Below are 25,699 nucleotides of genomic sequence, written 5' to 3'. Positions count from 1 at the left end.
CGCCCTTTGATTTTCGTTCCGTTTGCCGGATGGCGGCTTCGCCTTATCCGGCTTACAACCGAATCAGGATTTTTTCTTCTCGCGGCTATGCAGGCCACGTTTTTCCAGACCACGGTAAATCAGCTGTTGCTGGATAATGGTCACCAGGTTGCTGACGATATAGTAAACCACCAGACCTGATGGGAACCACAGGAAGAACACCGTGAAGATGACCGGCATAAAGGTCATGATCTTCTGCTGCATCGGGTCGGTCACGGTAGTCGGAGACATCTTCTGAATGAAGAACATCGTCGCGCCCATGATGATCGGCAGGATGTAGTACGGGTCTTGTGCTGACAGGTCGTGGATCCACAGGATAAACGGCGCATGACGCAGTTCAACCGAGGCGCTCAGCATGTAGTACAGCGCAAGGAAGATTGGCATCTGAATAATCAGCGGGAAGCAGCCACCCAGTGGGTTAACTTTTTCCGCTTTATACAGGGCCATCATTTCCTGGCTTTGACGCTGTTTGTCATCGCCCAGACGTTCACGCATAGCCTGAATCTTCGGCTGCAGCATACGCATCTTCGCCATGGAGGTGTACTGCGCTTTGGTCAGCGGGTACATGATGCCACGAACGATAAAGGTGATAACGATGATGGAGAAGCCCCAGTTGCCCAGGAAGCTATGGATCCATTTTAGCAGTTTGAACAGCGGCTGAGAGATGAACCACAACCAGCCGTAGTCAACGGTCAGGTCAAGATGCGGCGCAACGGCAGCCATTTTGTCCTGAATCGCTGGGCCGACCCACAGGGTGCTGTTCAGCTTATCTGCCTGGCCTGGCTGTACCAGAACCGGCTGAGATTTGTAGCCAATCGCCACTACGCCGTTACCGAGGTTAGCGGTGTAGAGGTTGTTGGTACCTTTGTTCTCTGGAACCCATGCCGTGGTGAAGTACTGCTGCAGCATCGCAACCCAACCGTTCTGGGTATTGGTGTTCAGGTTCTCGTTATCAACAATAGTATCGAATTTGTATTTTTCGTATTTCGAATCAGACGTTGAATACGCTGCGCCACGGAATGTGTGCATGGTAGACAGGCCGCCAGTCTGCGTATCACGTGCGGTAGGCAGTGCTGCAGTCTGCTTCAACTGACCGAAAGTGGAGATCTCGAGCGGTTTGTCGCCGACGTTCTGCACGTTGTAGCCAACGTTCACCGCATAATCACCGCGTTTTAAGGTGAAGGTTTTGGTGAAAACGTTGCCCGCTTTATCGGTATATGTCAGCGGAATGACGATTTCGTTCTGGCCATCAGCCAGTACAAACGCATCTTTATCGACATTATACAGCGGACGCGGGCCGTTAGCCGGGTTATCCGGGCCATCACGACCGGTTAAGCCGCTCTGTGCCTGATAGATAAACTGTGGTGTGGTTTCCAGTAACTGGAACGGTTCGTTAGACTTCAGCGCTTTCGGGTAAGCCGGAAGCAGTGCCTGCTCAACATCACCACCGCGGGTGTTGATGGTCAGCTCAAGCACGTCAGTTTTAACCGTAATCAGTTTCCCTTGGCCACTGGCCGGTACGCCCTGGTCTGCGGCGCTACCCGCTGCTGTGGTCGTGGTCTGCGTGGTCTGCTGCTGAGGTTGAGGATTATTATCCTGCTCCCAAGCTTGCCAGATCATGAAAGACACGAACAACAAAGCGATGATAAGAAGATTGCGTTGCGAATCCATCGTTAGTGTTCTCTGGTATCAAATGGTCCGGGCGGGACGGGGTCGTCACCACCAGGGTGTAAAGGGTGGCATTTTAATACGCGTTTCACTGTCAACCAACTGCCTTTTATCACACCAAACCTGCGCAATGCCTCAATTCCGTATTGAGAGCAGGTTGGAGTGAAACGGCAATGCGGCCCGAGTAGCGGACTAATCAGGCGCTGATAGACCCGAATCAGGCCTATCAGGAGCCGGGAGAAAGGCGACAGTGACGGCGCCATAATTTTTCCAACGCTTCCGAGAGAGCACGGTTATCGAGGTCGGCAACCCCCTTCTTCGCCACCACCACGAAATCCATAGGCGGGAGTTCATGCTGACGTAAACGGAAACTTTCACGCGTCAGACGTTTAATCCGATTGCGTTCATGTGCGCGTTTAACGTTTTTCTTGGCGACGGTAAGACCGATACGGGGATGCCCCAGCGAATTCAGGCGGCCGAGGATGGTGATTTGCGGCGTGCCAGCCCGTTGTGGCTGCTGGAAGACGAATGTGAAATGATTGGGAGTTAACAAACGTAACTCCCTGGGAAATGCTAGCTTAACCACTCGAAGGGTTAGCTTTATTACTTAGAAACGGTCAGACGAGAACGGCCTTTAGCACGACGACGTGCCAGAACCTGACGACCATTTTTATTAGCCATACGAGCACGGAAGCCGTGAGAACGGTTGCGCTTCAGTACAGACGGTTGAAAAGTGCGTTTCATGGCGATTTCTACCTAAACTTGAATAAATTCAATGACTTTATTGGATATCCGAACGAAAAACGAACGACGGACGCCGAAGCCATGGGTGATTAAAGAGGCCGGATTGTAATAATTGTACACTCCAGAGTCAATTCTCTTTCCTTATTTACCGCGTAAAAAACCACGTTCAGCTGCGATTTTTCGCCCGATAAATGGGCAGCGTCCGTCACCGAAATTCGAGCGGTACACGCCGGGTGGAGGATTATACGGGCTACCCATTAAAGCGCAAGGATCATCCTGGATCTTTCTTAAGATCATTTAAGCAGAAAATTGTCTCTCGTCATTAATTTTTCCAATATGCGAAGGAAATCGTCCCCCCTCTTCACCGGGATCGTTTACACTTAGCGCTTGCCGGATCCTGCCTGTGGATAAATCGGGAAGAATCTGTGAGAAACAGAAGATCTCTGGCGCAGTTTACGCTATGATCCTCGGCCCGATCGCGATCGGTGGATCGCAAAAGGGAGTAGCGCGTCATTTCAGCAAAACGTCTGAAAGTGACCGTTAAAAACCGCAAATAGCGGTTCGCACGTCACCCGCTTGCATCGGGTCTATTCGACGTGTGTCAAAAATCACGAATTTTTAATCTTATACACAGCATTGTTCGGGCTGCATTTTTGCAGCAGCTGAATGAATCCCCGACAGTTTTCAGTTTCGCTGGCGGAGGGTTCGTCAGAGGTAGCCTGCAGGTTTGCCTGGAGGATGATGTGTATCGACTTTTTTCGAGTGGAGTCCGCCGTGTCACTTTCGCTTTGGCAGCAATGTCTTGCCCGATTGCAGGATGAGTTACCAGCCACAGAATTCAGCATGTGGATCCGCCCATTGCAGGCGGAACTAAGCGATAACACGCTGGCCCTGTACGCGCCAAATCGTTTTGTGCTCGATTGGGTGAGGGATAAATACCTCAATAACATCAACGGCCTGTTGAATGATTTCTGCGGTGCGGATGCCCCGCAGCTGCGTTTTGAGGTTGGCACCAAACCGGTCACCCAAACGGTAAGAGAGACGGCAAACGTCAGCGCTCCGACGCAAACTGCGCAGGTTTATGCGCCACGCGTGGCCCCGGCCCCGCGCGCGGGCTGGGATAACGTCCCGGCTCCGGCAGAACCGTCTTACCGCTCTAACGTCAACGTAAAGCATACCTTTGATAACTTTGTTGAGGGTAAATCGAACCAGCTGGCCCGTGCGGCGGCGCGTCAGGTTGCAGATAACCCGGGCGGCGCCTATAACCCATTGTTCCTTTACGGCGGTACGGGTTTAGGTAAAACGCACCTGTTGCATGCTGTGGGTAACGGTATTATCGCCCGCAAGCCCAATGCCAAAGTGGTGTATATGCACTCCGAGCGCTTTGTCCAGGACATGGTAAAAGCTCTGCAAAACAATGCGATCGAAGAGTTTAAACGCTACTACCGCTCCGTTGATGCCCTGCTTATCGATGACATCCAATTCTTCGCCAATAAAGAGCGATCCCAGGAAGAGTTTTTCCACACCTTTAACGCCTTGCTGGAAGGTAATCAGCAGATCATTCTCACCTCGGATCGTTATCCGAAAGAGATCAATGGCGTTGAAGATCGTCTGAAGTCCCGCTTCGGCTGGGGTTTGACCGTAGCTATCGAGCCGCCTGAGCTTGAAACGCGCGTCGCTATCCTGATGAAAAAAGCCGACGAAAACGACATTCGTCTGCCAGGCGAAGTGGCGTTCTTTATCGCCAAGCGTCTACGCTCTAACGTGCGTGAGCTCGAAGGTGCGCTGAACCGCGTTATCGCCAACGCCAATTTTACCGGCCGAGCGATCACCATCGATTTCGTGCGTGAAGCGCTGCGCGATCTGCTGGCGTTGCAGGAAAAGCTGGTCACCATCGACAATATTCAGAAGACGGTGGCGGAGTATTACAAAATCAAAATTGCGGACTTGCTCTCCAAGCGACGTTCTCGCTCGGTGGCGCGTCCGCGCCAGATGGCGATGGCGTTGGCGAAAGAGCTCACCAACCACAGTCTGCCGGAGATTGGCGATGCGTTTGGTGGCCGTGACCATACCACCGTGCTGCACGCCTGCCGTAAGATTGAGCAGCTGCGTGAAGAAAGCCACGATATCAAAGAAGACTTTTCCAATTTAATCAGAACATTGTCGTCGTGATCCTATGAAATTTACCGTAGAACGTGAACATTTATTAAAACCGTTACAACAGGTGAGTGGCCCACTTGGTGGGCGTCCGACATTGCCGATTCTGGGTAACCTGCTGTTGCAGGTCGCGGACGGTACGCTGTCGCTGACCGGTACCGATTTAGAAATGGAAATGGTGGCGCGTGTTACGCTGCTGCAACCGCATGAACCGGGGGCAACGACCGTCCCGGCGCGTAAATTCTTCGACATTTGTCGTGGCCTGCCGGATGGTGCAGAAATCGTGGTTCAGCTTGAAGGCGACCGTATGCTGGTGCGCTCTGGCCGCAGCCGCTTCTCGCTCTCTACGCTGCCTGCCGCCGACTTCCCGAATCTCGACGACTGGCAGAGCGACGTGGAATTCACGTTGCCGCAGGCGACGATGAAACGTCTGATTGAAGCCACTCAGTTCTCTATGGCGCATCAGGACGTTCGCTATTACTTAAACGGCATGCTGTTTGAAACCGAAGGTGAAGAACTGCGTACCGTGGCGACTGACGGACACCGTCTGGCGGTTTGCTCAATGCCGGTGGGGCAGTCACTGCCAAGCCATTCGGTGATCGTACCGCGTAAAGGGGTGATTGAGCTGATGCGTATGCTCGACGGTGGCGATACGCCGCTACGCGTGCAGATCGGCAGCAATAATATCCGCGCCCACGTCGGCGACTTTATCTTCACATCGAAGCTCGTTGACGGTCGTTTCCCGGATTATCGCCGCGTATTGCCGAAAAATCCTGATAAACACCTGGAAGCCGGTTGCGATATTCTCAAGCAAGCCTTTGCCCGCGCGGCGATTCTCTCCAACGAGAAATTCCGCGGCGTGCGTCTGTTTGTGCGTGAAAACCAGATCAAAATCACCGCCAACAACCCAGAGCAGGAAGAAGCCGAAGAAATTCTGGACGTCTCCTATCCTGGCACCGAGCTGGAAATCGGCTTTAACGTCAGCTATGTGCTGGATGTGTTGAACGCGTTGAAGTGCGAAACCGTCCGTATTCTGCTGACCGATTCTGTGTCTAGCGTACAGATTGAAGATGCTGCCTCACAGTCGGCTGCCTATGTTGTTATGCCAATGAGACTGTAATGTCGCTGACCCGCCTGTTGATCCGCGATTTTCGCAATATCGAAAACGCGGATCTCGCTTTATCTCCTGGCTTTAACTTCCTGGTTGGCGCCAACGGCAGTGGCAAAACCAGCGTGCTGGAAGCCATCTATACGCTCGGCCATGGCCGGGCGTTTCGCAGTTTGCAGATTGGCCGCGTGATTCGCCACGAGCAGGATGCATTCGTTTTGCACGGTCGCCTTCAGGGCGAGGAACGTGAAACCGCCATCGGCCTGACCAAAGACAAGTTGGGTGACAGCAAAGTCCGTATCGACGGCACCGACGGCCATAAGGTCGCTGAGTTGGCGCTGCTGATGCCAATGCAGCTGATCACGCCTGAGGGGTTTACTTTACTCAACGGCGGCCCCAAATACAGAAGAGCGTTCCTCGATTGGGGATGCTTCCACAATGAAGCGGGATTCTTTACCGCCTGGAGCAACCTGAAACGGTTACTCAAGCAGCGTAACGCCGCGCTGCGTCAGGTCACTCGCTACGAACAGCTTCGCCCGTGGGATAAAGAACTGATCCCATTGGCCGAACAAATTAGCCGCTGGCGTGCTGAATACAGCACCGGTATCGCCGAAGATATGGCGGATACCTGCAAGCAATTTCTCCCGGAGTTCTCTCTGACTTTCTCCTTCCAGCGCGGCTGGGAGAAGGAAACGGACTATGCCGAGGTGCTGGAGAGAAGTTTCGAACGCGACCGTATGCTGACCTACACCGCACACGGGCCGCACAAGGCTGACTTCCGCATTCGCGCTGATGGCGCACCGGTGGAAGACACCTTATCGCGCGGGCAGTTAAAACTGCTGATGTGCGCGCTACGCCTGGCGCAGGGGGAGTTTCTGACCCGCGAGAGCGGTCGGCGCTGCCTGTACCTGATAGATGATTTTGCCTCGGAACTTGATGATGCGCGGCGCGGCCTGTTGGCCAGCCGTTTAAAAGCCACGCAATCACAGGTTTTCGTCAGCGCAATCAGCGCTGAACACGTTATAGACATGTCGGATGAAAATTCGAAGATGTTTACCGTGGAAAAGGGTAAAATAACGGATTAACCCAAGATTAAATGAGCGAGAAACGTTGATGTCGAATTCTTATGACTCCTCCAGTATCAAAGTCCTGAAAGGACTGGATGCGGTGCGTAAGCGCCCGGGTATGTATATCGGCGACACGGATGACGGCACCGGTCTGCACCACATGGTATTCGAGGTTGTGGATAACGCTATCGACGAAGCGCTCGCAGGGTACTGTAAAGATATCGTGGTGACGATCCACGCTGATAACTCTGTCTCTGTGACGGATGACGGTCGTGGTATTCCAACCGGTATTCACCCGGAAGAAGGTGTATCCGCAGCCGAAGTTATTATGACCGTGCTGCATGCGGGCGGTAAGTTCGATGATAACTCCTATAAAGTGTCCGGCGGCTTGCACGGCGTAGGCGTCTCCGTGGTTAACGCCCTGTCGCAGAAACTGGAATTGCTGATCCGCCGCGAAGGAAAAGTGCATCAGCAGACTTACGTCCACGGCGTGCCGCAGGCACCGCTGACCGTCACCGGTGAAACCGAAGTGACCGGGACTCAGGTCCGTTTCTGGCCAAGCCATGAAACCTTCACCAACGTTATCGAATTCGAATATGACATTCTTGCGAAACGTCTGCGCGAGCTGTCCTTCCTGAACTCCGGCGTTTCCATCCGTCTGCGTGACAAGCGCGATGGCAAAGAAGATCATTTCCACTATGAAGGCGGCATTAAGGCGTTTGTTGAATACCTCAACAAAAACAAAACGCCAATCCACCCAAATATCTTCTACTTCTCCACCGAAAAAGACGGTATCGGCGTGGAAGTTGCGCTGCAGTGGAACGATGGTTTCCAGGAAAACATCTACTGCTTCACCAACAACATTCCACAGCGTGACGGTGGTACACACCTGGCAGGCTTCCGTGCGGCGATGACCCGTACGCTGAACGCCTACATGGACAAAGAAGGCTACAGCAAAAAAGCCAAAGTCAGCGCCACCGGTGACGATGCCCGTGAAGGCCTGATTGCCGTTGTGTCCGTTAAAGTACCGGATCCGAAATTCTCCTCACAGACCAAAGATAAGCTGGTCTCCTCTGAGGTGAAAACGGCGGTAGAACAGCAGATGAACGAACTGCTGGGCGAATACCTGCTGGAAAACCCGTCTGACGCCAAAATCGTCGTCGGTAAAATTATTGATGCGGCCCGTGCCCGTGAAGCAGCGCGTCGTGCGCGTGAAATGACCCGTCGTAAAGGCGCGCTGGACTTAGCCGGTCTGCCGGGCAAACTGGCTGACTGTCAGGAACGCGACCCGGCCCACTCTGAACTGTACTTAGTGGAAGGGGACTCTGCGGGCGGCTCTGCAAAACAGGGGCGTAACCGTAAGAACCAGGCGATTCTGCCGCTGAAAGGTAAAATCCTTAACGTTGAGAAAGCGCGCTTCGACAAGATGCTCGCCTCTCAGGAAGTGGCAACGCTGATTACCGCGCTCGGTTGTGGTATCGGCCGTGACGAATACAACCCGGATAAACTGCGCTATCACAGCATCATCATCATGACCGATGCCGACGTCGATGGTTCGCACATCCGTACGCTGCTGCTGACCTTCTTCTACCGCCAGATGCCGGAAATCGTTGAGCGCGGCCACGTTTATATCGCTCAGCCACCGCTGTACAAAGTGAAGAAAGGCAAGCAGGAACAGTACATCAAAGACGATGAAGCGATGGACCAATACCAGATCTCTATCGCGCTTGATGGCGCAACGCTGCACACCAATGCTCACGCTCCGGCGCTGGCGGGTGAAGCGCTGGAAAAACTGGTTTCTGAGTACAACGGTACGCAGAAAATGATTGGTCGCATGGAACGTCGCTACCCTCGTTCGCTGCTCAAAGAACTGGTTTATCAGCCGACGCTGACCGAAGCCGATTTGGCTGATGAAGCGAAAGTGACGGCGTGGGTTTCCCAGCTGGTTAACGTGCTTAATGAAAATGAAATGCACGGTAGCACCTGGAACAGCGTTATCCGCAAAGATGCCGAACTGAACCTGTTCGAACCGGTTATCCGTGTACGTACTCACGGCGTTGACACCGATTATCCACTGGATAACGAGTTTGTCACCGGCGGCGAATACCGTCGTATCTGCACGCTGGGTGAAAAACTGCGTGGTCTGGTAGAAGAAGACGCGTTCATTGAACGTGGCGAGCGTCGTCAGCCGGTTGCTAGCTTCGAACAAGCGCTGGAGTGGCTGGTGAAAGAGTCCCGTCGTGGCCTCTCCATTCAGCGTTATAAAGGTCTGGGCGAGATGAACCCGGATCAGCTGTGGGAAACCACCATGGATCCAGACAGCCGCCGTATGCTGCGTGTCACCGTGAAAGATGCAATTGCTGCTGACCAGCTGTTCACCACGCTGATGGGCGATGCCGTTGAACCGCGTCGTGCATTTATCGAAGAAAACGCCCTGAAAGCGGCGAACATCGATATCTAACCTGTAGGTCGGATAAGGCGTTTACCCCGCCATCCGGCAGCCTGGTAGCGCCAGGCTTATCAGGACAACAGATAAAAACGCCTGAATTTTTTCAGGCGTTTTTTTATGTCCGTCACCTGCGAACTATACTTCACTACGTCTACTGTTAATGCATGATAAGAGGTGGAGTATGGGCTTTTTCGATGACGTAGTCGGTTCGTTACTACAAGGTGATTCCGGTAAGTATCAGGCCATCCTGACCTGGGTTAATGAGCAAGGTGGCGTTCAGGCTCTGTTAGAGAAGCTGAAAAATGGTGGCTTAGGCGATATCGTTTCATCATGGATCAGCAATCAACACAATAACCAGTCGGTGAGCGCCGATCAGATTCAATCTGCGCTAGGCACTCCCGCAGTTGCCGATCTCGGCGCGAAGCTCGGCACCGATGCCAGTTCTGCCTCCACCCTGCTGGCCGATTATCTGCCAAAGATTATTGATGCGCTATCACCGAAAGGTGAAGTTGACCCACAGGCGCATACCGACCTGCTGTCAGCCGGTATGAATCTGCTTAAAGGCGGCAAGCCGTTTGGTTGATGGCAATGCAAAAGGGGAGCGTGCCATGTGCGATGCATCCCCCTTTTAACCGACCTTACTAGCTGTTTTTTGAGCTAAATCGAGTTAGCATGAGGACAGGCTCATCTAACCTGGGGATCTCATGGCTATTAAACTGATTGCAATCGACATGGACGGAACGTTGCTGTTGCCGGACCACACCATTTCTCCTGCGGTAAAAAACGCACTCGCCGCGGCGCGTGCAAAAGGAGTCAATGTGGTTTTGACCACCGGGCGCCCTTACGCTGGCGTGCATAATTACCTGAAAGAGTTGGGTATGGAGCAGCCGGGGGATTACTGCATCACCTACAACGGTGCGCTGGTGCAGAAAGCGGGCGATGGCAGCACGGTCGCGCAGACGGCGCTGAGCTATGATGACTACCGCTTCCTCGAAGCGTTGTCCCGCAAAGTGGGCTCACACTTCCATGCGCTGGATCGCAATACGCTCTACACCGCTAACCGTGATATCAGCTACTACACGGTGCATGAGTCTTTCGTCGCGACCATTCCGCTGGTGTTCTGTGAAGCAGAAAACATGGATCCGAAGACCGAGTTCCTCAAGGTGATGATGATTGACGAGCCGGCCATTCTCGATAAAGCGATTGCCCGCATTCCTGCTGAAGTTAAAGAGAAATACACCGTGCTGAAAAGCTCGCCGTACTTCCTTGAGATCCTCGACAAGCGCGTCAACAAAGGCACCGGTGTGAAATCACTGGCTGATGTGCTGGGTATCAAACAAGATGAAATCATGGCGATTGGCGATCAGGAAAACGACATTGCGATGATTGAATATGCTGGCGTCGGTGTTGCGATGGATAACGCCATTCCTGCGGTGAAAGAGGCGGCGAACTTCGTCACCAAATCGAACCTGGAAGATGGTGTGGCCTGGGCGATTGAGAAGTACGTGCTTTCCTGATATTCCCCAATGCCCGGTAAAAGCCGGGCATTTTGCTTTAACCCTTACGGGTTCACCTCTGCGCATGGTAAAAGTATGCGGTATCTTTTGACCGGAACTCAGCCATGAAACAAGTCACCTTTTTGCCCCGCCACCACCAACTGACCAATACCCAAACCTGGACTCCAGACTCACAGTGGCTGGTCTTCGATGTTCGCCCATCGGGTGCCTCATTTACTGGTGAGACGATTGAGCGCGTTAACGTTCAAAGCGGCGAGGTTGAGGTGATTTATCAGGCGCCAAAAGGCGCGCACGTGGGCGTGGTGACGGTACATCCTTTTGCTGACCAGTATGTGTTTATTCATGGCCCGGAAAATCCGGATGCGCACTGGCAGTACGATTTTCATCATCGACGCGGTGTGGTCGCCTCGCAGGGCGAAACTCACAATCTGGATGCCATGGATATTACCGCGCCTTATACCCCCGGCGCGCTGCGCGGCGGCAGCCATGTTCACGTCTACAGTCCCTGCGGCCAGTATGTGAGCTTTACCTATAACGACCACGTGATGCATGAATACGACCCGGCGCGGGACCAGCGCAATGTCGGCGTTGCCGCCCCTTATGGTCCGGTTGTACCGCGTGGAGAGCATCCTCGTGAATATGCTGGCAGCCACTGGTGCGTGCTGGTCAGCCAGACCACACCCGTGCCGAAGCCCGGCAGTGATGACATTAATCGCGCATATGAAGAGGGCTGGGTAGGCTCGCAGGCGCTGGCGTTTATCGGCGATACCGTGTCTCTTACAGGTGAAAAGGTGCCAGAGCTGTTTTTAGTCGAACTGCCGCGCAATGAGCAGGGCTGGAAACAGGCGGGAGATGCGCCGCTGGAAGGGACAGAAAAGACCCTACCAGCGCCTCCCGTGGGCGTGCGCCAGCGGCGTTTAACCTTCACTCATCATCGAACATACCCAGGGCTTGTCAACGTGCCGCGCCACTGGGTGCGCTGCAATCCGCAGGGGACGCAAATCGCCATACTAATGCGAGATGACCACGGTATTGTGCAGCTGTGGTTAGTGTCGCCGCAGGGCGGTGAGCCGCAGCAGTTGACGCACAATGCCTCGGATATTCAGTCGGCGTTCAACTGGCATCCGTCAGGCAACTGGCTGGGCTTTGTGCTGGAGGAGCGTATTGCGATTTGTGCGGCAGACAGCGGGACGGTGACGTTTTTAACGAACGATCATGCTAATCCGCCGTCGGCAGATGCGGTGGTTTTCTCACCCGATGGTCAGACGATTGCCTGGATGGAGGAGACAGCTGGCTTTCGCCAGCTGTGGACAACACCGACCGGGTGCTAATTTATGGGGCAGGCATTGCCGCAGGCGGTATCACATTGTTGGTCGCCAGCGTTTCCTGCTCGCTCTTGTCGACGCGGGAACGCACAGAGCTATCTTTGCGGAATAAATCCCATGGCAATAGCACCGTATCCATAACGGCGGTAAACGGCATATCGAGGGCGATCAGCGATTTGGTCGCCCAGCCATTCTCATTGTCACCCAGCATTTCCGTGCTGGCGCGCGTTCCGGGATAAGTCCCTTCCTTGCCGCCGGTATGCGACATCACGCTGGAACATCCTCCCGATAAGAAGATCCCCCCAACCAACGCCGTTTTAATCAAAATATTTTTCATTGTGAGCTCTTCATTGTTATGAGCATAAAAAAGCTCGTCCCCCGGGTTATAGCGACCCGTTGCCAAAATAGAAAGTCCTGGCTTGCCGCTCTGTGGCGGCTGTCGCACTTTGGCCTTTTGTGCTCTGACCCAGTGTAAGCCTTATCTGGGAAAGTGCAAAAAAAGTCAGACAAAGGGACTTGAAAAAGGTTCTTCCCCCCTCATTTTATAGGTGTAGCCGAAGAGAACACGCCTGCGGGGTGTTCGGGCCAAACGACCTGTCCATGATGGAAGGTTTTAAATTTCTCGCTGATTTTCAGGAGCTATTGGATTATGCGTAACTTTGACTTATCCCCGTTATACCGTTCAGCCATTGGTTTTGACCGTCTGTTCAATCTGTTAGAAAACAATCAAACACAAAGCAACGGTGGCTACCCTCCGTACAACGTTGAGCTGGTCAATGAAAACCACTATCGCATCGCGATAGCCGTGGCGGGTTTTGCTGAAAGCGAGCTGGAAATTACCGCACAGGACAACGTGCTGGTGGTTAAAGGTGCTCATGAAGCCGATCAGAAAGAACGCACCTATCTCTATCAAGGTATTGCCGAGCGCAACTTTGAACGCAAATTCCAGTTAGCCGAAAACATCCACGTGCGTGGCGCTAACCTGGTGAACGGCCTGCTGTATATCGAACTGGAGCGCGTCATTCCAGAAGCGAACAAACCGCGCCGTATCGAAATTAACTAATTTTGCCGGGCCGCCTGCGCGGCCCGTATTACCCCCCATAGGCTTGCCGTTAGGGAGCCGAAGGGTATTTTTCGCCCGAAACAATTCACGTTGCAGGAAGGCGGCAAGGGAGTGAATCCCAGGAGTGTACAAAAGTACGTGACTGGGATGAACGAACGCAGCCAACGCATCTGCAATGGGAAGTGTGAAGGGGAAACTCGCTTCTTAGAAGGAGAAATATTATGCGTAACTACGATTTATCCCCACTGCTGCGTCAATGGATCGGTTTTGACAAACTGGCGAATGCGCTGCAAAGCACCACTGAAGGCCAGACCTTCCCGCCATACAACATCGAAAAAAGCGACGATAACCACTATCGCATTACCTTAGCGGTAGCCGGGTTCCGTCAGGAAGATCTGGACATTCAGCTTGAAGGCACGCGTCTGACCGTCAAAGGTACGCCGCAGCCGCAGGAAAAAGAGACTCAATGGCTGCACCAGGGGTTAGTCACCCAGGCCTTTAGCCTGAGCTTTACCCTGGCAGAAAATATGGAAGTCTCCGGCGCCACCTATAACAACGGCCTGCTGCATATTGATTTAACGCGTCATGTGCCAGAAGCCCTCGCGCCGCAGCGTATCGCTATTAGCGAACGTCCTGCGTTAAATAGCTAAGTTAATTTGCTCCCTTAAGCCCCGAACGTCGGGGCTTTTTTTTGCGCACCTCTTGATTTGGTCCCAAAATGGGACTAAGGTTGAATTGTGAAAATTATCGCTATAGCAGCACTAAGGGATTTCTGGGCGGCAAATCCGGACGCAGAACAGCCGTTAAAAGCTTGGGTAGATGAGGCCAGGAAGGCAAACTGGACGACTCCAGCAGAGATTAAGGAACAGTACCGCACGGCCAGTATTCTGAAAAACAGGCGGGTGGTATTCAACATAGCGGGGAATAAATATCGTCTTATCGTCGCCATCGCTTATCAACGTGGTGTGATTTTTGTGAAGTTCCTTGGCACGCATAAACAGTATGACGCCATCGACGCTGAGACAGTGAGTATGGAGTAAAACATGACCATTAAACCGATTAAAACAGAAAAGGATTACAAAGCTGCTCTAAAAGCAGTTGAACCCTACTTTGATAATGAACCAGCGGTTGATACACCAGCAGGCGATTATTTTGAAGTGATGTGTCTGCTCATTGAAGAGTATGAAGCGAAAAATCATCCGATTGATCCGCCAGATCCCATTGAAGCTATTCTTTTCCGCATGGAGCAACAAGGGTTAACGGTCAAAGATCTGGAGCCAGCGATTGGCAGATCTAACCGGGTTTATGAAGTTCTGAAAGGGACTCGGACCCTCACGTTGCCCATGATACGCCGCTTGCATAAACAATTCGGTATACCTCTTGAAAGTCTGGTCGGCATTTAACTGCCGTTAAAGGGTGAGGCGATAAGGAATTATGTTGCCTCATCTCATCCCGCCATTATTGTGCTTTGTATTACATACAATCACCCGTCCCCTCGTCCATAATCCCTGATATCAATAATGTTATTCACAAGGAACATACGATGAGTGATATAGCATTGACGGTCAGCGTGCTCGCGCTGGTGGCGGTTGTGGGGCTGTGGATTGGCAATATCAAAATTCGCGGAATCGGCTTTGGTATTGGTGGCGTGCTGTTCGGCGGTATTATTGTTGGACACTTTGTTGAGCAGGCAGGCATTACCCTGAGCAGCCCGATGCTGCACTTTATTCAGGAATTCGGCCTGATACTGTTCGTCTATACCATCGGTATTCAGGTGGGGCCGGGATTCTTTGCCTCGCTTCGTGTTTCTGGCCTGCGGCTAAACCTGTTTGCCATTCTGATTGTTATCCTCGGTGGCCTCGTCACCACGCTGCTGCATAAAATCTTTGCCATCCCGCTGCCGGTCGTGCTGGGAATCTTCTCCGGCGCGGTCACCAACACGCCAGCGCTGGGAGCGGGGCAGCAAATTCTGCGCGACCTCGGCGAACCGTTTAGCGTGGTGGATCAAATGGGCATGAGCTACGCGATGGCCTATCCGTTTGGTATCTGCGGTATTTTGCTCACCATGTGGCTGATACGGCTGTTCTTTGGGGTCAACGTGGAAAAAGAAGCTCAGCAGTTTGATGAGCAGGCGGGCTCTGGCCACTCGCACCTTAAAACCATCAATATCCGCGTCGAAAACCCCAACCTGAACCGCATGGCAATTCAGGATGTGCCGGTTATCAATAGCGATAAAATTATCTGCTCGCGCCTTAAGCGCGGGGAAACCCTGATGGTGCCCTCGCCCACCACGATTATTGAAACCGGCGACCTGCTGCACCTTGTCGGGGAAGCGGTCGATCTGCACAACGCCCAGCTGGTTATCGGTAAAGAGGTGGAAACTTCGCTGTCGACGCGCGGCACCGATATGAAAGTCGAAAGGGTGGTGGTCACCAACGAAAAGGTGTTGGGCAAGAAAATCCGCGATCTGCACTATAAACAGCGCTATGACGTGGTGATCTCGCGCTTAAACCGCGCCGGGGTAGAGCTGGTGGCCAGCAGCAATGCCAGCCTCCAGTTTGGCGATATCTTAAACTTAGTCGGCCGTCCGGCGGCGATTGATGCCGTGGCCTCCGATCTCGGTAACGCCCAGCAAAAGCTTCAGCAGGTGCAAATGCTGCCGGTATTCATCGGCATAGGTCTGGGCGTTCTGCTAGGTTCCGTACCGCTGTTTATTCCCGGTTTCCCGGTGGCGTTAAAGCTGGGGCTGGCCGGTGGGCCGCTGATTATGGCGCTGATCCTGGGGCGAATTGGCAGTATCGGTAAGCTCTACTGGTTTATGCCGCCGAGCGCTAACCTGGCGCTGCGCGAGTTGGGGATTGTGTTGTTCCTGGCGGTCGTGGGGCTTAAATCCGGCGGGGATTTTGTCGAAACATTACTGCACGGTGAAGGCTTAAGCTGGATTGGCTACGGCATCTTTATTACCGGTATCCCACTGCTAACCGTCGGCATTTTGGCGCGCATTTTCGTGAAGATGAACTATCTGACCCTCTGCGGCATGCTGGCAGGTTCGATGACCGACCCACCGGCTTTGGCCTTTGCCAACAACCTGCACGCCACCAGCGGTGCGGCAGCGCTCTCTTATGCCACGGTTTACCCGCTGGTGATGTTCCTGCGCATCATTACCCCACAGCTTCTGGCGGTGCTGTTCTGGGGGATGGGTTAACGGCCTGCACGCGCCTTAAGTGGTAATCCACCTGATATTCGCTGGCGTTGCGGAACATCACGGAATAGTTAAGGAACTCGCCGCTGTCGCTGTAGGAAAGAGAGGTAATGCGCAGCAGCGGCGTCTGTTCCGGGAGATTCATCGACTGGGCCAACTGTTTGTCCGCCAGCACCGGTGCCAGACTCTCATAGTTGCCGCTGATAATAATGCCGCACTCTTTCTCGATATAATCGAACTTCGACCCTTCCAGATGCACCAATGACAGATTGCGGAACAGCTTCACCGGCATATAGCTGTCTTCCAGCATCAGCGGTTTACCGTCGACATAACGTACCCGGCGTGAGAAATAGATCCGCTCGTTAATCTGAATCCGCAGCTGGCTGGCAATCGCTGGCGGCGCTGGCATCATCTCAAACACCAGCACCTTGCTGACCACTTCCTTACCTTGTTGGCGCAGTATTTCCGCAAGCCCGGTTAAACTGTTGGTTTCATGGTGAATATCTTTATGCGCCACGTAGGTTCCGCTGCCGTGCCGCCGTACCACCAGTCCCCATTCCACCAGCAGATCGATGGCTTTACGAATCGTCATGCGGGCGACGCCAAACTCTTCCGCCAGCTTTTTCTCACCCGGCAACGGACTGCCAATATTGAAATCAGAGGAATTCAGCCGTAAACGCAGCCTGTCTGCTATCGATTTATAGATCACAACTAGACCTCTTATCCCCGCTTATGGACAATTATTGAACCGCTGTTTTTTATTTAAAACTAGCTTATTACAGCAAAATACAATGCCAATCTTAAAAAACGAAAAATAGTGAAATTGTAGATGTCTATTAATTATCAAAAAAGTAGACAACATTGCGCTAATTAAAACCATGAATGCGATCACGGATCGCAACGCAATAGCATGTTGTCAGATGAGCGAATTCCTATTCTCGTAACAGGCCGAAGATCAACACCAATAAGGCCACTTACCCTACGAGTTGTTAAATGAGGATTTCCAGATGCTCAGTCAAATACAACGCTTTGGCGGCGCAATGTTTACCCCCGTTTTGCTGTTCCCTTTTGCGGGGATCGTGGTGGGTATCGCCATTATGCTGCGCAACCCGCTGTTCGTTGGTGAAGCACTCACTGCTTCCGATAGCTTATTCGCTCAGATTGTTCACCTTATTGAAGAAGGCGGCTGGACGGTATTCCGTAATATGCCGCTGATTTTTGCCGTCGGTTTGCCTATTGGTCTGGCAAAACAGGCGCAAGGCCGCGCCTGTCTGGCTGTGCTGGTCAGCTTCCTGACCTGGAACTACTTTATTAATGCGATGGGGATGACCTGGGGCCACTTTTTTGGCGTCGATTTCTCCCTCGACCCTACCGCAGGCAGTGGCCTGACGATGATTGCCGGGATAAAGACCCTCGACACCAGCATCATCGGGGCGATTGTGATTTCCGGCATCGTCACTGCCTTGCATAACCGCTATTTCGACAAACCACTCCCGGTCTTTCTCGGTATCTTCCAGGGCTCATCCTTTGTGGTGATCGTGGCGTTCCTTGTGATGATTCCCTGCGCCTGGCTGACGCTGCTCGGCTGGCCAAAAGTGCAGATGGGCATTGAATCGCTCCAGGTCTTTTTACGCGGCGCGGGAGCGTTAGGCGTCTGGATCTACACCTTCCTCGAACGCATCCTGATCCCAACCGGCCTGCACCACTTTGTCTACGGCCCGTTCATCTTTGGGCCTGCGGCGGTTGAAGGTGGCATTCAGGTTTACTGGGCCGAGCATTTGCAGGCATTCAGCCAAAGCACCGAACCGCTGAAAACGTTATTCCCGGAAGGCGGATTTGCCCTGCACGGCAACTCCAAAGTGTTTGGCTCCGTGGGGATTGCGCTGGCGCTGTACTTTACCGCGGCACCGGAAAACCGGGTCAAGGTAGCGGGTCTGCTGATTCCTGCCACGCTGACCGCCGTGCTGGTTGGGATAACCGAACCGCTCGAATTCACCTTTCTGTTTATCTCTCCATTGCTGTTCGCCATTCATGCGGTGCTGGCAGCGACGATGGCGACGGTTATGTACATGTGCGGTGTGGTGGGGAACATGGGCGGTGGCCTGCTCGATCAGTTCCTGCCGCAAAACTGGATCCCGATGTTCCATAACCACGCCTCGATGATGTTTATCCAGATAGGCATTGGCGTGTGCTTCACCGCGATCTACTTCGTGGTATTCCGGGCATTAATCCTGCGCTTCAACCTGAAAACGCCGGGCCGTGAAGACAGCGAAATCAAACTCTACAGCAAAGCGGATTATCAGGCAGCGCGTGGCAAAACCACTGCCGAAGGCGCAACTGACGGCAAATCCAGCCAGGCCGCTGGCATCCTGCAGGCGCTGGGCGGCGCTGCCAATATCGAAAGCATTAACAACTGCGCGACACGGCTGCGTATTGCGCTCCTCGATATGACAAAGACCCAAAGCGACGACGTGTTTAAAGCTCTTGGCGCACACGGCGTCGTGCGACGCGGCAACGGCATTCAGGTGATTGTTGGCCTGCATGTTCCCCAGGTTCGCGACCAGTTGGAACGCTTAATGAAACATTCTCGACCGACCGAACACACCACCATGACGGAGGCAGTATCATGAAAAAATTCTCAGTTGTTATCGCAGGCGGCGGCAGTACCTTTACCCCAGGCATTGTGTTGATGCTGCTGGCAAACCAGGACCGGTTCCCGCTGCGGTCACTGAAATTTTATGACAACGACGGCGCGCGGCAGGAAACCATCGCCGAAGCATGCAAGGTTATCCTTAAAGAGCAGGCCCCGGAGATTGAATTTAGCTACACCACCGACCCGCAGGCGGCGTTTACCGACGTTGATTTTGTGATGGCGCACATCCGCGTGGGTAAATACCCGATGCGTGAAAAAGACGAAAAAATCCCATTACGCCACGGCGTGCTGGGCCAGGAAACCTGCGGGCCGGGCGGGATTTCTTACGGGATGCGTTCAATCGGCGGCGTGCTGGAGCTGGTCGATTACATGGAAAAATATTCACCGAACGCGTGGATGCTGAACTACTCCAACCCGGCAGCCATTGTGGCGGAAGCGACCAACCGCCTGCGTCCAAACGCCAAAATACTCAACATCTGCGATATGCCTATTGGCATTGAAGGGCGCATGGCACAGATTGTTGGGCTAAAAGACCGCAAACAGATGCGCGTGCGCTACTACGGCCTGAACCACTTCGGCTGGTGGACATCGATTGAAGATCTGCAAGGCAACGATTTAATGCCTAAGTTACGCGAACATGTGGCGAAATACGGCTATGTTCCGCCATCTAACGATCCGCATACGGAAGCAAGCTGGAATGATACTTTCGCCAAAGCGAAAGACGTGCAGGCACTGGATCCAGACACCATGCCGAACACCTATCTGAAATATTACCTGTTCCCGGACTACGTGGTGGCCCACTCTAACCCGGAACGCACCCGCGCAAACGAAGTGATGGATCACCGTGAGAAAAACGTCTTTACCGCCTGTCGCGCCATTATTGAAGCGGGTAAATCGTCCGCAGGTGACCTGGAAATTGACGAACATGCTTCTTACATCGTCGACCTGGCAGCCGCTATCGCCTTCAACACCCAGGAGCGTATGCTGCTGATTGTGCCAAATAACGGAGCGATTCATAACTTTGACGCCGATGCGATGGTCGAAATCCCCTGCCTGGTCGGCCACAACGGCCCAGAGCCGCTGACGGTAGGCGATATTCCGAACTTCCAGAAAGGGATGATGAGCCAGCAGGTAGCGGTAGAAAAACTGGTGGTGGATGCGTGGGTACAGCGCTCTTACCACAAGCTATGGCAGGCGATTACGCTGTCGAAAACCGTGCCGAGCGCGTCGGTGGCGAAGGCGATTCTCGATGATTTGATTGAAGCCAATAAGGACTACTGGCCGGAACTGCACTAACCTTCCAGACCGGCATCTTCGCGGTGCCGGTCGCTCGCTTTTCCCTGCATCCTCCCTCTTTATGGCGATAGTTTCGTAAAACTCCGCGGCACAATGAGTGCATTTACGATAATGTTAAGCGTCTGACTTTTATCGATTCAGGAGCTGTCATGAAGATTTCCCGCCTCGGCGAAGCGCCTGACTATCGCTTCTCGCTGGCCAATGAACGCACCTTTCTGGCATGGATACGCACGGCGCTGGGTTTTCTGGCCGCAGGCGTCGGGCTTGACCAACTCGCCCCCGACTTTGCGACGCCGGTCATTCGTGAAGCGCTGGCGCTGATGTTGTGCCTGTTCGCGGGGGGAATTGCTATCTATGGCTATCTGCGCTGGCTAAGTAACGAGAAGGCGATGCGCTTAAAAGAGGACTTACCCTACACCCGCAGCCTGCTGGTGATTAGCCTGATACTCGCTATCGTGGCGCTGGTGGTGATGCTGCTGGTGCTCTATGCCGGATAGTCGAAAGTCCCGGCGTCAGCACGATCCTGGACTGCAACCTGAACGCACCTCACTGGCGTGGTTTCGCACGCTGCTGGGCTACGGCGCATTAATGGCGCTGGCGCTCAAGCACAACTGGCATCAGGCCGGTTCGCTTTTCTGGGTATCAGTGGGTGTACTGATTGCGGTTGCCGCTATCCTCTGGCATTACACCTTAAGCCGTAACGTCATGGATGTCCGGCAGGATGATTTTGCCCAACCTCGCGCAGTTCGTGACAAATTTTTGATCTCCCTCGCAGTGTTATCGCTGGCAATATTGTTTGCTATGACTCATATACGCCAACTTATTATTTTTATGAAGGATTTAGGATGACAGGATGTCAGGCTGAACTCCCCCCACACCGCGACCACCGCTGCGCGGTTGCGTCTGACGGCACGAGTATTGTGCTGGACTTCGACAGTTACGGCGTTAACCAACGCTCGCATGCACATATTGTCGCGCGGCTTCAAGCCGAATCTCATATCACCACGCTAAAAATCATTATTAATCAGGCTACTATCCAGCAGCCGCAGCATCTTTATCACTACCTGCGCGGTTTTGGCGTTCCTGTTTTGCAGTTTGTTCCGTTTGTTGCGCTCGATGATGTGGGGGCCCTGACTACCGAATCAGTACACGCGGAGCAATGGGGAGCCTTTCTCATTGCCGTCTTTGATCTCTGGGTACAGCAGGATATTGAAACGCTCCACATCCAGTACATCGATGCGGCATTAGCGATATGGTGTGGTCAGGGGTCGCCGTTTTCCGGTGACAATGCGCTTCTCGTGGAGGAGTGCCGTGAATGCCCGGTGCTGCGTTTTTGCCACGGCGGCTGCCCTCAACATCGTATTGCCGACGGCGGGAAAAGTGCGCTGTGCGCAGGCTATCGCCAGTTCTTCACCTACAGCGCCCCGTACATGAAAGCGCTGCGTGACCTGCTAAAACAGCACCGCTCCCCGGTGGAATTGATGGCGATGTTGGCTCAGAGCCGATAAGTTTTTGAGGAAGATTGTCGAAAGCCACCTTCTAAGAAGGCGGCTTTTATGACGATTAGCGACCTTTCGCCAGGTACTGCGCCATTTCAGCTTCCGGCACCATGCCGCCGCCGGTGGCCCAGACCAGATGGGTGGCGTTATTGAGCTGTTCTGCGCTGAATCCCTGCATTTGCTGATAGTCAGCCGAGGCGCACACGCGCTGCGGGCCCGCCATACCGGCCAGCGCCGACGGCTCAAGGCGAATCCCTTCCTCCTGCGCCAGCCAGCCCAGCATGTCGTACATCGTCTGGTCATCCAGCGTGTACAAACCATCGAGTAGACGTTCCATCGCACGTCCCACAAAGCCAGATGCGCGACCCACCGCCAGGCCGTCGGCGGCGGTCAGGTTATCGATGCCAATCTCCTGCACGGAAATACCATCGTGCAGCCCGGTGTAAACCCCCAGCAGCATGCACGGTGAATGGGTAGGTTCTGCGAAGAAACAGTGGACATTATCGCCAAACGCCAGCTTCAGGCCGAACGCCACGCCGCCAGGGCCGCCGCCGACGCCGCACGGCAGATAAACAAACAGCGGATGGTCAGCATCCACCACGCGGCCTTGCTGCGCGAATTGCGCCTTCAGACGCTGCCCGGCCACCGCGTAGCCGAGGAACAGCGTGCGGGAGTTTTCATCGTCGATAAAGAAGCAGTTCGGGTCTGACTCCGCCGCTTTGCGCCCCTGTTCAACCGCCACGCCGTAATCTTCTTCGTACTCCACCACCGTCACGCCGTGGCTGCGCAGTTTGGCTTTTTTCCACGCGCGGGCGTCGGCGGACATATGTACTGTGACCTTAAAACCAATACCGGCGCTCATGATGCCTATCGACATCCCCAGATTACCGGTCGAACCGACGGCGATGCTGTACTGGCTAAAGAACTGTTTAAATTCAGGCGAAAGCAGCACGCTGTAATCATCTTCCGTGGTCAGCAGACCGGCTTCCAGCGCCAGTTTTTCGGCGTGGGTCAGCACTTCATAAATGCCGCCACGCGCTTTAATCGAGCCGGAAATCGGCAGATGGCTGTCTTTTTTCAGCAGCATTTCGCCGTTGATAGGCTGCCCGTACTCTTTTTCCAGCCGTTTCTGCATCGCTGGAATCGCCGCCAGTTCAGATTCGATAATGCCGCCGGTCGCCGCCGTTTCCGGGAAGGCTTTCGCCAGGTACGGCGCAAAGCGCGCCAGACGGGCGTGGGCGTCCTGAACGTCGTGTTCCGTCAGGCCAACATAGGGTAAACCTTCCGCAAGAGAGGTCGTGCCGGGGTTAAACCAGGTTGTTTCCTTAAGAGCGACCAACTCTTTCACTAAAGGATACTGGGCGATAAGTGTTTGAACGTTTTCCATAGTCAGTCTCTTTGCGCTTAGATAATAAAGGAAAGCAGGAATGTGCACGCCAGTGCAATCACCGACGCGATAAATGTCGCGGTTGTGTAGTATTTAAACGTCTCATTCAGCGTGGCACCGCAGTATTGCTTCACCAGCCAGAAGAGAGAATCGGTGACGATCGTGCAGCCAATGGCGCCGGAACCGATGGCAATGGCGATGATCTCCGGGCTAACGTTGGGATAATGCGGCAGCATCGGTGCGACAATCGCCGTTGCGCCCATCATCGCCACCGTGGCAGAACCGACCGCCGCGTGCAGAATCAATGCCACCAGCCAGGCCAGCAGAATCGGGTGCATGTGCATATTGGAAAGAATCAGCGCCAGCGTATCCGCCAGTCCGCTGCTCTTGAGAATCGCGTTGAACGCGCCGCCCGCACCAATAATCAGCAGGATGTTGGCAATCGAGCCAAAGCCGTTTTCAGTGTGCGTTAACAGTGCGCCCATGCCGATATGCTGGCGCAGGCCAAGAATGTAGTAGGCGACAAACACGGCGATAAACATGGCGGTGATCGGGTTGCCGATAAATTCCAGCAGCGTATACAGCGAACTGTCTTTCGCCATGTTCAGCTCAGCGACGGTTTTCACCAGCATCAGGCCAATCGGCAGCAATACGGTAAACAGCGTGGCACCGAGCGACGGTAGCGTACTTTCGTCGCGCACTTTCAGGTCGGAAAACTCAGCGGGCACCGGTTTAAACGGCAGGCGGTTACCGAGCAGCTTCAGGTACAGCGGCCCGCCAACAAGCGATGCCATTAGCCCTACCAGCAGGCCGTAAACAATAACCGTACCCAGATCGGCGCCGAGTTTATTTGCCACGAATAACGCCGCCGGATGCGGTGGCACGACGCAGTGCACTGCCATCAGCGCCGTACACAGCGGAATGGCCAGCTTCAGCAGTGAGGTGTTGGTTTTTTTGGCGATCGAAAATGCCAGTGGAATCAATAGCACCACGCCCACTTCCACAAACAGCGTGATCCCACAAATCAGGCCGACCAGCACCATGATGACGTCGGCGGACAGCCAGCGGCAGCGCTGGAGCGTCAGGCCAATGCGTTCTGCCGCACCGGACACCTCCATCATTTTGCCGAGAATGGTTCCCAGACCGATAACCGCGGCGAGGAAGCCGAGCGTACCGCCGATACCGCTCTCAATGGCATTAACCATATCCAGCGGCCCCATGCCCATCATCGTCCCGACGAAAAAGCTGGCTAACAGTAACGCCAAAAACGGGTGGAATTTAAACTTCACGATGGTCAACACGATCAACACAATGCTTATCAGCAGCGTGCTCACAACCCAGATTTGAGAGTGCATAACTCACCTTGCCCTGTGATTAATTTATCCTTATTGGACAAAAATAAGGCACACGCTGACAAACGATATAAATCCTCTTTCACATGAGCCAAATTGCATCAAATGGGTGATTTAGCTCTAATATTGCCGTAGTAATGCGACATGATTCACTTTGATTCATGTTTGTGCTGATTTTTACAGCGGATCTTTTTACACTGCGGTGAAAGAGTCAGGATGAAAGAGGTGAGTATGGATCCCCTACGCGAGGTCAGAAATCGGCTGCTCAATGGCTGGCAACTGTCAAAGCTCTATACCTTTGAAGTGGCAGCCCGCCATCAGTCGTTTGCGCTGGCGGCAGACGAACTGTCGTTAAGCCCCAGCGCCGTTAGCCACCGTATTAATCAGCTGGAAGAGGAGTTGGGCATCCAGCTTTTTGTCCGTTCCCATCGCAAAGTGGAGCTGACCCACGAAGGCAAGCGGGTGTTCTGGGCGCTGAAATCATCGCTGGATACGCTCAACCAGGAAATTCTCGACATCAAAAATCAGGAGCTGTCCGGGTCGCTGACCGTGTACTCGCGGCCCTCGATCGCTCAGTGCTGGCTGGTTCCGGCGTTGGGGGATTTTACCCGCCGCTACCCGTCGATTTCCCTGACCATTCTGACCGGCAACGACAACGTCAACATGCAGCGTGCCGGCATCGATCTGGCGCTCTACTTTGACGATGCGCCGTCTGCGCAATTGACGCATCATTTCCTGATGGATGAAGAGATTCTGCCCGTATGCAGCCCGGAATACGCTCGTCGTTATGACCTGACGGACTCATTGGTGAATCTGCCGCACTGCACGTTATTGCATGACCGACAGGCGTGGAGTAATGACTCGGGGACGGATGAATGGCACAGCTGGGCGCAGCATTATGCGGTGAATTTGCCGACATCATCGGGCATTGGCTTCGATCGTTCAGATTTAGCGGTGATTGCGGCGATGAATCATATTGGAGTGGCGATGGGGCGTAAACGGCTGGTTCAAAAACGCCTCGACAGCGGGGAGCTGGTCGCGCCCTTTGGTGACAGAGCGCTGAAATGCCATCAGCATTATTACATCACCACGCTGCCCGGCCGCCAGTGGCCGAAGATTGAGGCGTTTATTGGTTGGTTGCAGGAGCAGGTTAGATAGGCGGTATCGATTCGC

The 25,699-nt window shown here is 53.7% G+C and carries 26 protein-coding genes and 1 other annotated feature; of the genes, 18 read left to right on the top strand and 8 right to left on the bottom strand.

Translation table 11 applies throughout. From position 1 onward, the window contains the following. Window positions 1–63: 63 nt before the first annotated feature. Genes yidC through rpmH form a run of 4 tightly spaced genes read right to left on the bottom strand, consistent with a single transcriptional unit; the run spans window position 64 to window position 2,451 of the window. Window positions 64–1,710, bottom strand: coding sequence for a membrane protein insertase YidC (yidC, locus tag ACIPDS_RS15445; protein ID WP_166515132.1), 1,647 nt, complete (start codon window positions 1,708–1,710; stop codon window positions 64–66). A gap of 2 nt (window positions 1,711–1,712) precedes the next feature. After that, window positions 1,713–1,970: a membrane protein insertion efficiency factor YidD gene (yidD, locus tag ACIPDS_RS15440; RefSeq protein WP_106930158.1), complete on the bottom strand. Its 258-nt coding sequence runs from the start codon at window positions 1,968–1,970 to the stop codon at window positions 1,713–1,715. Continuing rightward, the gene (gene rnpA, locus ACIPDS_RS15435) at window positions 1,934–2,293 is read right to left on the bottom strand and encodes a ribonuclease P protein component (protein ID WP_052284591.1); all 360 of its coding nucleotides are present in this window, start codon (window positions 2,291–2,293) and stop codon (window positions 1,934–1,936) included. Before rnpA ends, yidD begins: the two co-directional genes overlap by 37 nt. A 17-nt stretch (window positions 2,294–2,310) precedes the next feature. Next, the gene (rpmH, locus tag ACIPDS_RS15430) at window positions 2,311–2,451 is read right to left on the bottom strand and encodes a 50S ribosomal protein L34 (protein WP_003023858.1); all 141 of its coding nucleotides are present in this window, start codon (window positions 2,449–2,451) and stop codon (window positions 2,311–2,313) included. A gap of 774 nt (window positions 2,452–3,225) precedes the next feature. Here rpmH and dnaA point away from each other — a divergent pair. The 7 genes from dnaA to ACIPDS_RS15395 all read left to right on the top strand — a co-directional run bounded on the left by dnaA (window position 3,226) and on the right by ACIPDS_RS15395 (window position 12,080). Beyond that, window positions 3,226–4,623, top strand: a complete 1,398-nt coding sequence (dnaA, locus tag ACIPDS_RS15425; RefSeq protein ID WP_400737480.1) for a chromosomal replication initiator protein DnaA — start codon at window positions 3,226–3,228, stop codon at window positions 4,621–4,623. Window positions 4,624–4,627: 4 nt separating this feature from the next. Next, window positions 4,628–5,728: a DNA polymerase III subunit beta gene (dnaN, locus tag ACIPDS_RS15420; RefSeq protein WP_062776672.1), complete on the top strand. Its 1,101-nt coding sequence runs from the start codon at window positions 4,628–4,630 to the stop codon at window positions 5,726–5,728. Next, window positions 5,728–6,801, top strand: coding sequence for a DNA replication/repair protein RecF (gene recF / locus ACIPDS_RS15415; protein WP_166515134.1), 1,074 nt, complete (start codon window positions 5,728–5,730; stop codon window positions 6,799–6,801). The genes dnaN and recF overlap by 1 nt, the downstream gene beginning before the upstream one ends. Window positions 6,802–6,829: 28 nt before the next feature. Then, entirely contained in the window at window positions 6,830–9,244 is a 2,415-nt protein-coding gene (gyrB, locus tag ACIPDS_RS15410; protein WP_166515135.1) for a DNA topoisomerase (ATP-hydrolyzing) subunit B, read from the top strand. A 169-nt stretch (window positions 9,245–9,413) separates the two neighbouring features. Then, window positions 9,414–9,815 carry a YidB family protein gene (locus ACIPDS_RS15405; RefSeq protein WP_166515136.1) on the top strand — a complete coding sequence of 134 codons (402 nt, stop codon included), beginning with the start codon at window positions 9,414–9,416 and terminating at the stop codon, window positions 9,813–9,815. A gap of 121 nt (window positions 9,816–9,936) precedes the next feature. Continuing rightward, a complete protein-coding gene (gene yidA / locus ACIPDS_RS15400) occupies window positions 9,937–10,749 on the top strand; it encodes a sugar-phosphatase (protein WP_166515137.1) in 813 nt (270 codons plus the stop codon). Between the two features lie 104 nt (window positions 10,750–10,853). Next, entirely contained in the window at window positions 10,854–12,080 is a 1,227-nt protein-coding gene (locus ACIPDS_RS15395; RefSeq protein WP_400737473.1) for a DUF3748 domain-containing protein, read from the top strand. Window position 12,081: 1 nt separating this feature from the next. On the opposite strand, the gene ACIPDS_RS15390 is transcribed toward ACIPDS_RS15395, so the two are convergent. After that, a complete protein-coding gene (locus ACIPDS_RS15390) occupies window positions 12,082–12,411 on the bottom strand; it encodes a YceK/YidQ family lipoprotein (RefSeq protein WP_400737470.1) in 330 nt (109 codons plus the stop codon). A gap of 243 nt (window positions 12,412–12,654) precedes the next feature. Then, window positions 12,655–12,730, top strand: a sequence feature (ROSE (Repression Of Heat Shock gene Expression) occurs in the 5'-region of heat shock genes and acts as an RNA thermometer to modulate expression.). Here ACIPDS_RS15390 and ibpA point away from each other — a divergent pair. The 5 genes from ibpA (at window position 12,724) to ACIPDS_RS15365 (ending at window position 16,342) form a co-directional block, all read left to right on the top strand. Next, entirely contained in the window at window positions 12,724–13,137 is a 414-nt protein-coding gene (gene ibpA, locus ACIPDS_RS15385) for a small heat shock chaperone IbpA (protein WP_166515141.1), read from the top strand. (Overlaps the previous feature by 7 nt.) A gap of 221 nt (window positions 13,138–13,358) precedes the next feature. After that, complete coding sequence (gene ibpB, locus ACIPDS_RS15380) at window positions 13,359–13,787, top strand: small heat shock chaperone IbpB (RefSeq protein WP_166515142.1); 429 nt, start codon at window positions 13,359–13,361, stop codon at window positions 13,785–13,787. 87 nt (window positions 13,788–13,874) lie between these two features. Beyond that, on the top strand, window positions 13,875–14,177 hold the full coding sequence (locus tag ACIPDS_RS15375) for a type II toxin-antitoxin system HigB family toxin (protein WP_400737466.1): 303 nt from the start codon (window positions 13,875–13,877) through the stop codon (window positions 14,175–14,177). Window positions 14,178–14,180: 3 nt separating this feature from the next. Continuing rightward, window positions 14,181–14,540, top strand: coding sequence for a type II toxin-antitoxin system HigA family antitoxin (locus ACIPDS_RS15370; RefSeq protein ID WP_400737464.1), 360 nt, complete (start codon window positions 14,181–14,183; stop codon window positions 14,538–14,540). 140 nt (window positions 14,541–14,680) lie between these two features. Further along, window positions 14,681–16,342 (top strand): putative transporter, encoded by a 1,662-nt coding sequence (locus tag ACIPDS_RS15365; protein ID WP_400737461.1) that lies wholly within the window; start codon window positions 14,681–14,683, stop codon window positions 16,340–16,342. Here the strand turns inward: ACIPDS_RS15365 and ACIPDS_RS15360 are convergent. Next, window positions 16,299–17,048 (bottom strand): GntR family transcriptional regulator, encoded by a 750-nt coding sequence (locus tag ACIPDS_RS15360; protein WP_400737458.1) that lies wholly within the window; start codon window positions 17,046–17,048, stop codon window positions 16,299–16,301. The genes ACIPDS_RS15365 and ACIPDS_RS15360 overlap by 44 nt on opposite strands. A gap of 298 nt (window positions 17,049–17,346) precedes the next feature. Here ACIPDS_RS15360 and ACIPDS_RS15355 point away from each other — a divergent pair, with 298 nt between their 5' ends. The 5 genes from ACIPDS_RS15355 to ACIPDS_RS15335 all read left to right on the top strand — a co-directional run bounded on the left by ACIPDS_RS15355 (window position 17,347) and on the right by ACIPDS_RS15335 (window position 21,796). Then, a complete protein-coding gene (locus ACIPDS_RS15355; protein WP_400737455.1) occupies window positions 17,347–18,969 on the top strand; it encodes an alpha-glucoside-specific PTS transporter subunit IIBC in 1,623 nt (540 codons plus the stop codon). Continuing rightward, the gene (locus tag ACIPDS_RS15350; protein ID WP_400737452.1) at window positions 18,966–20,288 is read left to right on the top strand and encodes a 6-phospho-alpha-glucosidase; all 1,323 of its coding nucleotides are present in this window, start codon (window positions 18,966–18,968) and stop codon (window positions 20,286–20,288) included. Before ACIPDS_RS15355 ends, ACIPDS_RS15350 begins: the two co-directional genes overlap by 4 nt. Before the next feature lie 149 nt (window positions 20,289–20,437). Then, window positions 20,438–20,785, top strand: a complete 348-nt coding sequence (locus tag ACIPDS_RS15345; protein ID WP_166515147.1) for a DUF202 domain-containing protein — start codon at window positions 20,438–20,440, stop codon at window positions 20,783–20,785. Continuing rightward, a complete protein-coding gene (locus ACIPDS_RS15340) occupies window positions 20,775–21,137 on the top strand; it encodes a DUF202 domain-containing protein (protein WP_166515148.1) in 363 nt (120 codons plus the stop codon). Before ACIPDS_RS15345 ends, ACIPDS_RS15340 begins: the two co-directional genes overlap by 11 nt. Then, window positions 21,134–21,796 carry an SPASM domain-containing protein gene (locus ACIPDS_RS15335; RefSeq protein WP_400737448.1) on the top strand — a complete coding sequence of 221 codons (663 nt, stop codon included), beginning with the start codon at window positions 21,134–21,136 and terminating at the stop codon, window positions 21,794–21,796. The genes ACIPDS_RS15340 and ACIPDS_RS15335 overlap by 4 nt, the downstream gene beginning before the upstream one ends. A 55-nt stretch (window positions 21,797–21,851) precedes the next feature. Here the strand turns inward: ACIPDS_RS15335 and dsdA are convergent, their stop codons facing one another. Together dsdA and dsdX are read right to left on the bottom strand one after the other, a co-directional pair. Then, window positions 21,852–23,174: a D-serine ammonia-lyase gene (gene dsdA / locus ACIPDS_RS15330; protein ID WP_400737445.1), complete on the bottom strand. Its 1,323-nt coding sequence runs from the start codon at window positions 23,172–23,174 to the stop codon at window positions 21,852–21,854. Window positions 23,175–23,191: 17 nt separating this feature from the next. Beyond that, window positions 23,192–24,529 carry a D-serine transporter DsdX gene (gene dsdX / locus ACIPDS_RS15325; protein ID WP_166515154.1) on the bottom strand — a complete coding sequence of 446 codons (1,338 nt, stop codon included), beginning with the start codon at window positions 24,527–24,529 and terminating at the stop codon, window positions 23,192–23,194. 228 nt (window positions 24,530–24,757) lie between these two features. On the opposite strand from dsdX, the gene dsdC reads away from it, so the two are divergent. Beyond that, window positions 24,758–25,684, top strand: a complete 927-nt coding sequence (gene dsdC, locus ACIPDS_RS15320) for a DNA-binding transcriptional regulator DsdC (RefSeq protein WP_400737634.1) — start codon at window positions 24,758–24,760, stop codon at window positions 25,682–25,684. Window positions 25,685–25,699: the final 15 nt, after the last annotated feature.

The sequence above is a fragment of the Kluyvera sp. NPDC087067 genome (assembly GCF_044745165.1).
Lineage (GTDB): Bacteria > Pseudomonadota > Gammaproteobacteria > Enterobacterales > Enterobacteriaceae > Kluyvera.
The sequence above is the reverse complement of the archived record's forward strand: the minus strand, read 5'-3'. Positions and strand labels throughout refer to the sequence as shown.

Bases quoted from the DNA above. Each gene is read 5' to 3' on its own strand.
- yidC (WP_166515132.1), bottom strand. From the start codon at position 1,710: ATGGATTCGCAACGCAATCTTCTTATCATCGCTTTGTTGTTCGTGTCT.
- yidD (WP_106930158.1), bottom strand. From the start codon at position 1,970: ATGGCGCCGTCACTGTCGCCTTTCTCCCGGCTCCTGATAGGCCTGATT.
- rpmH (WP_003023858.1), bottom strand. From the start codon at position 2,451: ATGAAACGCACTTTTCAACCGTCTGTACTGAAGCGCAACCGTTCTCAC.
- dnaN (WP_062776672.1), top strand. From the start codon at position 4,628: ATGAAATTTACCGTAGAACGTGAACATTTATTAAAACCGTTACAACAG.
- recF (WP_166515134.1), top strand. From the start codon at position 5,728: ATGTCGCTGACCCGCCTGTTGATCCGCGATTTTCGCAATATCGAAAAC.
- gyrB (WP_166515135.1), top strand. From the start codon at position 6,830: ATGTCGAATTCTTATGACTCCTCCAGTATCAAAGTCCTGAAAGGACTG.
- ACIPDS_RS15405 (WP_166515136.1), top strand. From the start codon at position 9,414: ATGGGCTTTTTCGATGACGTAGTCGGTTCGTTACTACAAGGTGATTCC.
- yidA (WP_166515137.1), top strand. From the start codon at position 9,937: ATGGCTATTAAACTGATTGCAATCGACATGGACGGAACGTTGCTGTTG.
- ACIPDS_RS15395 (WP_400737473.1), top strand. From the start codon at position 10,854: ATGAAACAAGTCACCTTTTTGCCCCGCCACCACCAACTGACCAATACC.
- ACIPDS_RS15390 (WP_400737470.1), bottom strand. From the start codon at position 12,411: ATGAAAAATATTTTGATTAAAACGGCGTTGGTTGGGGGGATCTTCTTA.
- ibpA (WP_166515141.1), top strand. From the start codon at position 12,724: ATGCGTAACTTTGACTTATCCCCGTTATACCGTTCAGCCATTGGTTTT.
- ibpB (WP_166515142.1), top strand. From the start codon at position 13,359: ATGCGTAACTACGATTTATCCCCACTGCTGCGTCAATGGATCGGTTTT.
- ACIPDS_RS15370 (WP_400737464.1), top strand. From the start codon at position 14,181: ATGACCATTAAACCGATTAAAACAGAAAAGGATTACAAAGCTGCTCTA.
- ACIPDS_RS15365 (WP_400737461.1), top strand. From the start codon at position 14,681: ATGAGTGATATAGCATTGACGGTCAGCGTGCTCGCGCTGGTGGCGGTT.
- ACIPDS_RS15355 (WP_400737455.1), top strand. From the start codon at position 17,347: ATGCTCAGTCAAATACAACGCTTTGGCGGCGCAATGTTTACCCCCGTT.
- ACIPDS_RS15350 (WP_400737452.1), top strand. From the start codon at position 18,966: ATGAAAAAATTCTCAGTTGTTATCGCAGGCGGCGGCAGTACCTTTACC.
- ACIPDS_RS15345 (WP_166515147.1), top strand. From the start codon at position 20,438: ATGAAGATTTCCCGCCTCGGCGAAGCGCCTGACTATCGCTTCTCGCTG.
- ACIPDS_RS15340 (WP_166515148.1), top strand. From the start codon at position 20,775: ATGCCGGATAGTCGAAAGTCCCGGCGTCAGCACGATCCTGGACTGCAA.
- ACIPDS_RS15335 (WP_400737448.1), top strand. From the start codon at position 21,134: ATGACAGGATGTCAGGCTGAACTCCCCCCACACCGCGACCACCGCTGC.
- dsdA (WP_400737445.1), bottom strand. From the start codon at position 23,174: ATGGAAAACGTTCAAACACTTATCGCCCAGTATCCTTTAGTGAAAGAG.
- dsdX (WP_166515154.1), bottom strand. From the start codon at position 24,529: ATGCACTCTCAAATCTGGGTTGTGAGCACGCTGCTGATAAGCATTGTG.
- dsdC (WP_400737634.1), top strand. From the start codon at position 24,758: ATGGATCCCCTACGCGAGGTCAGAAATCGGCTGCTCAATGGCTGGCAA.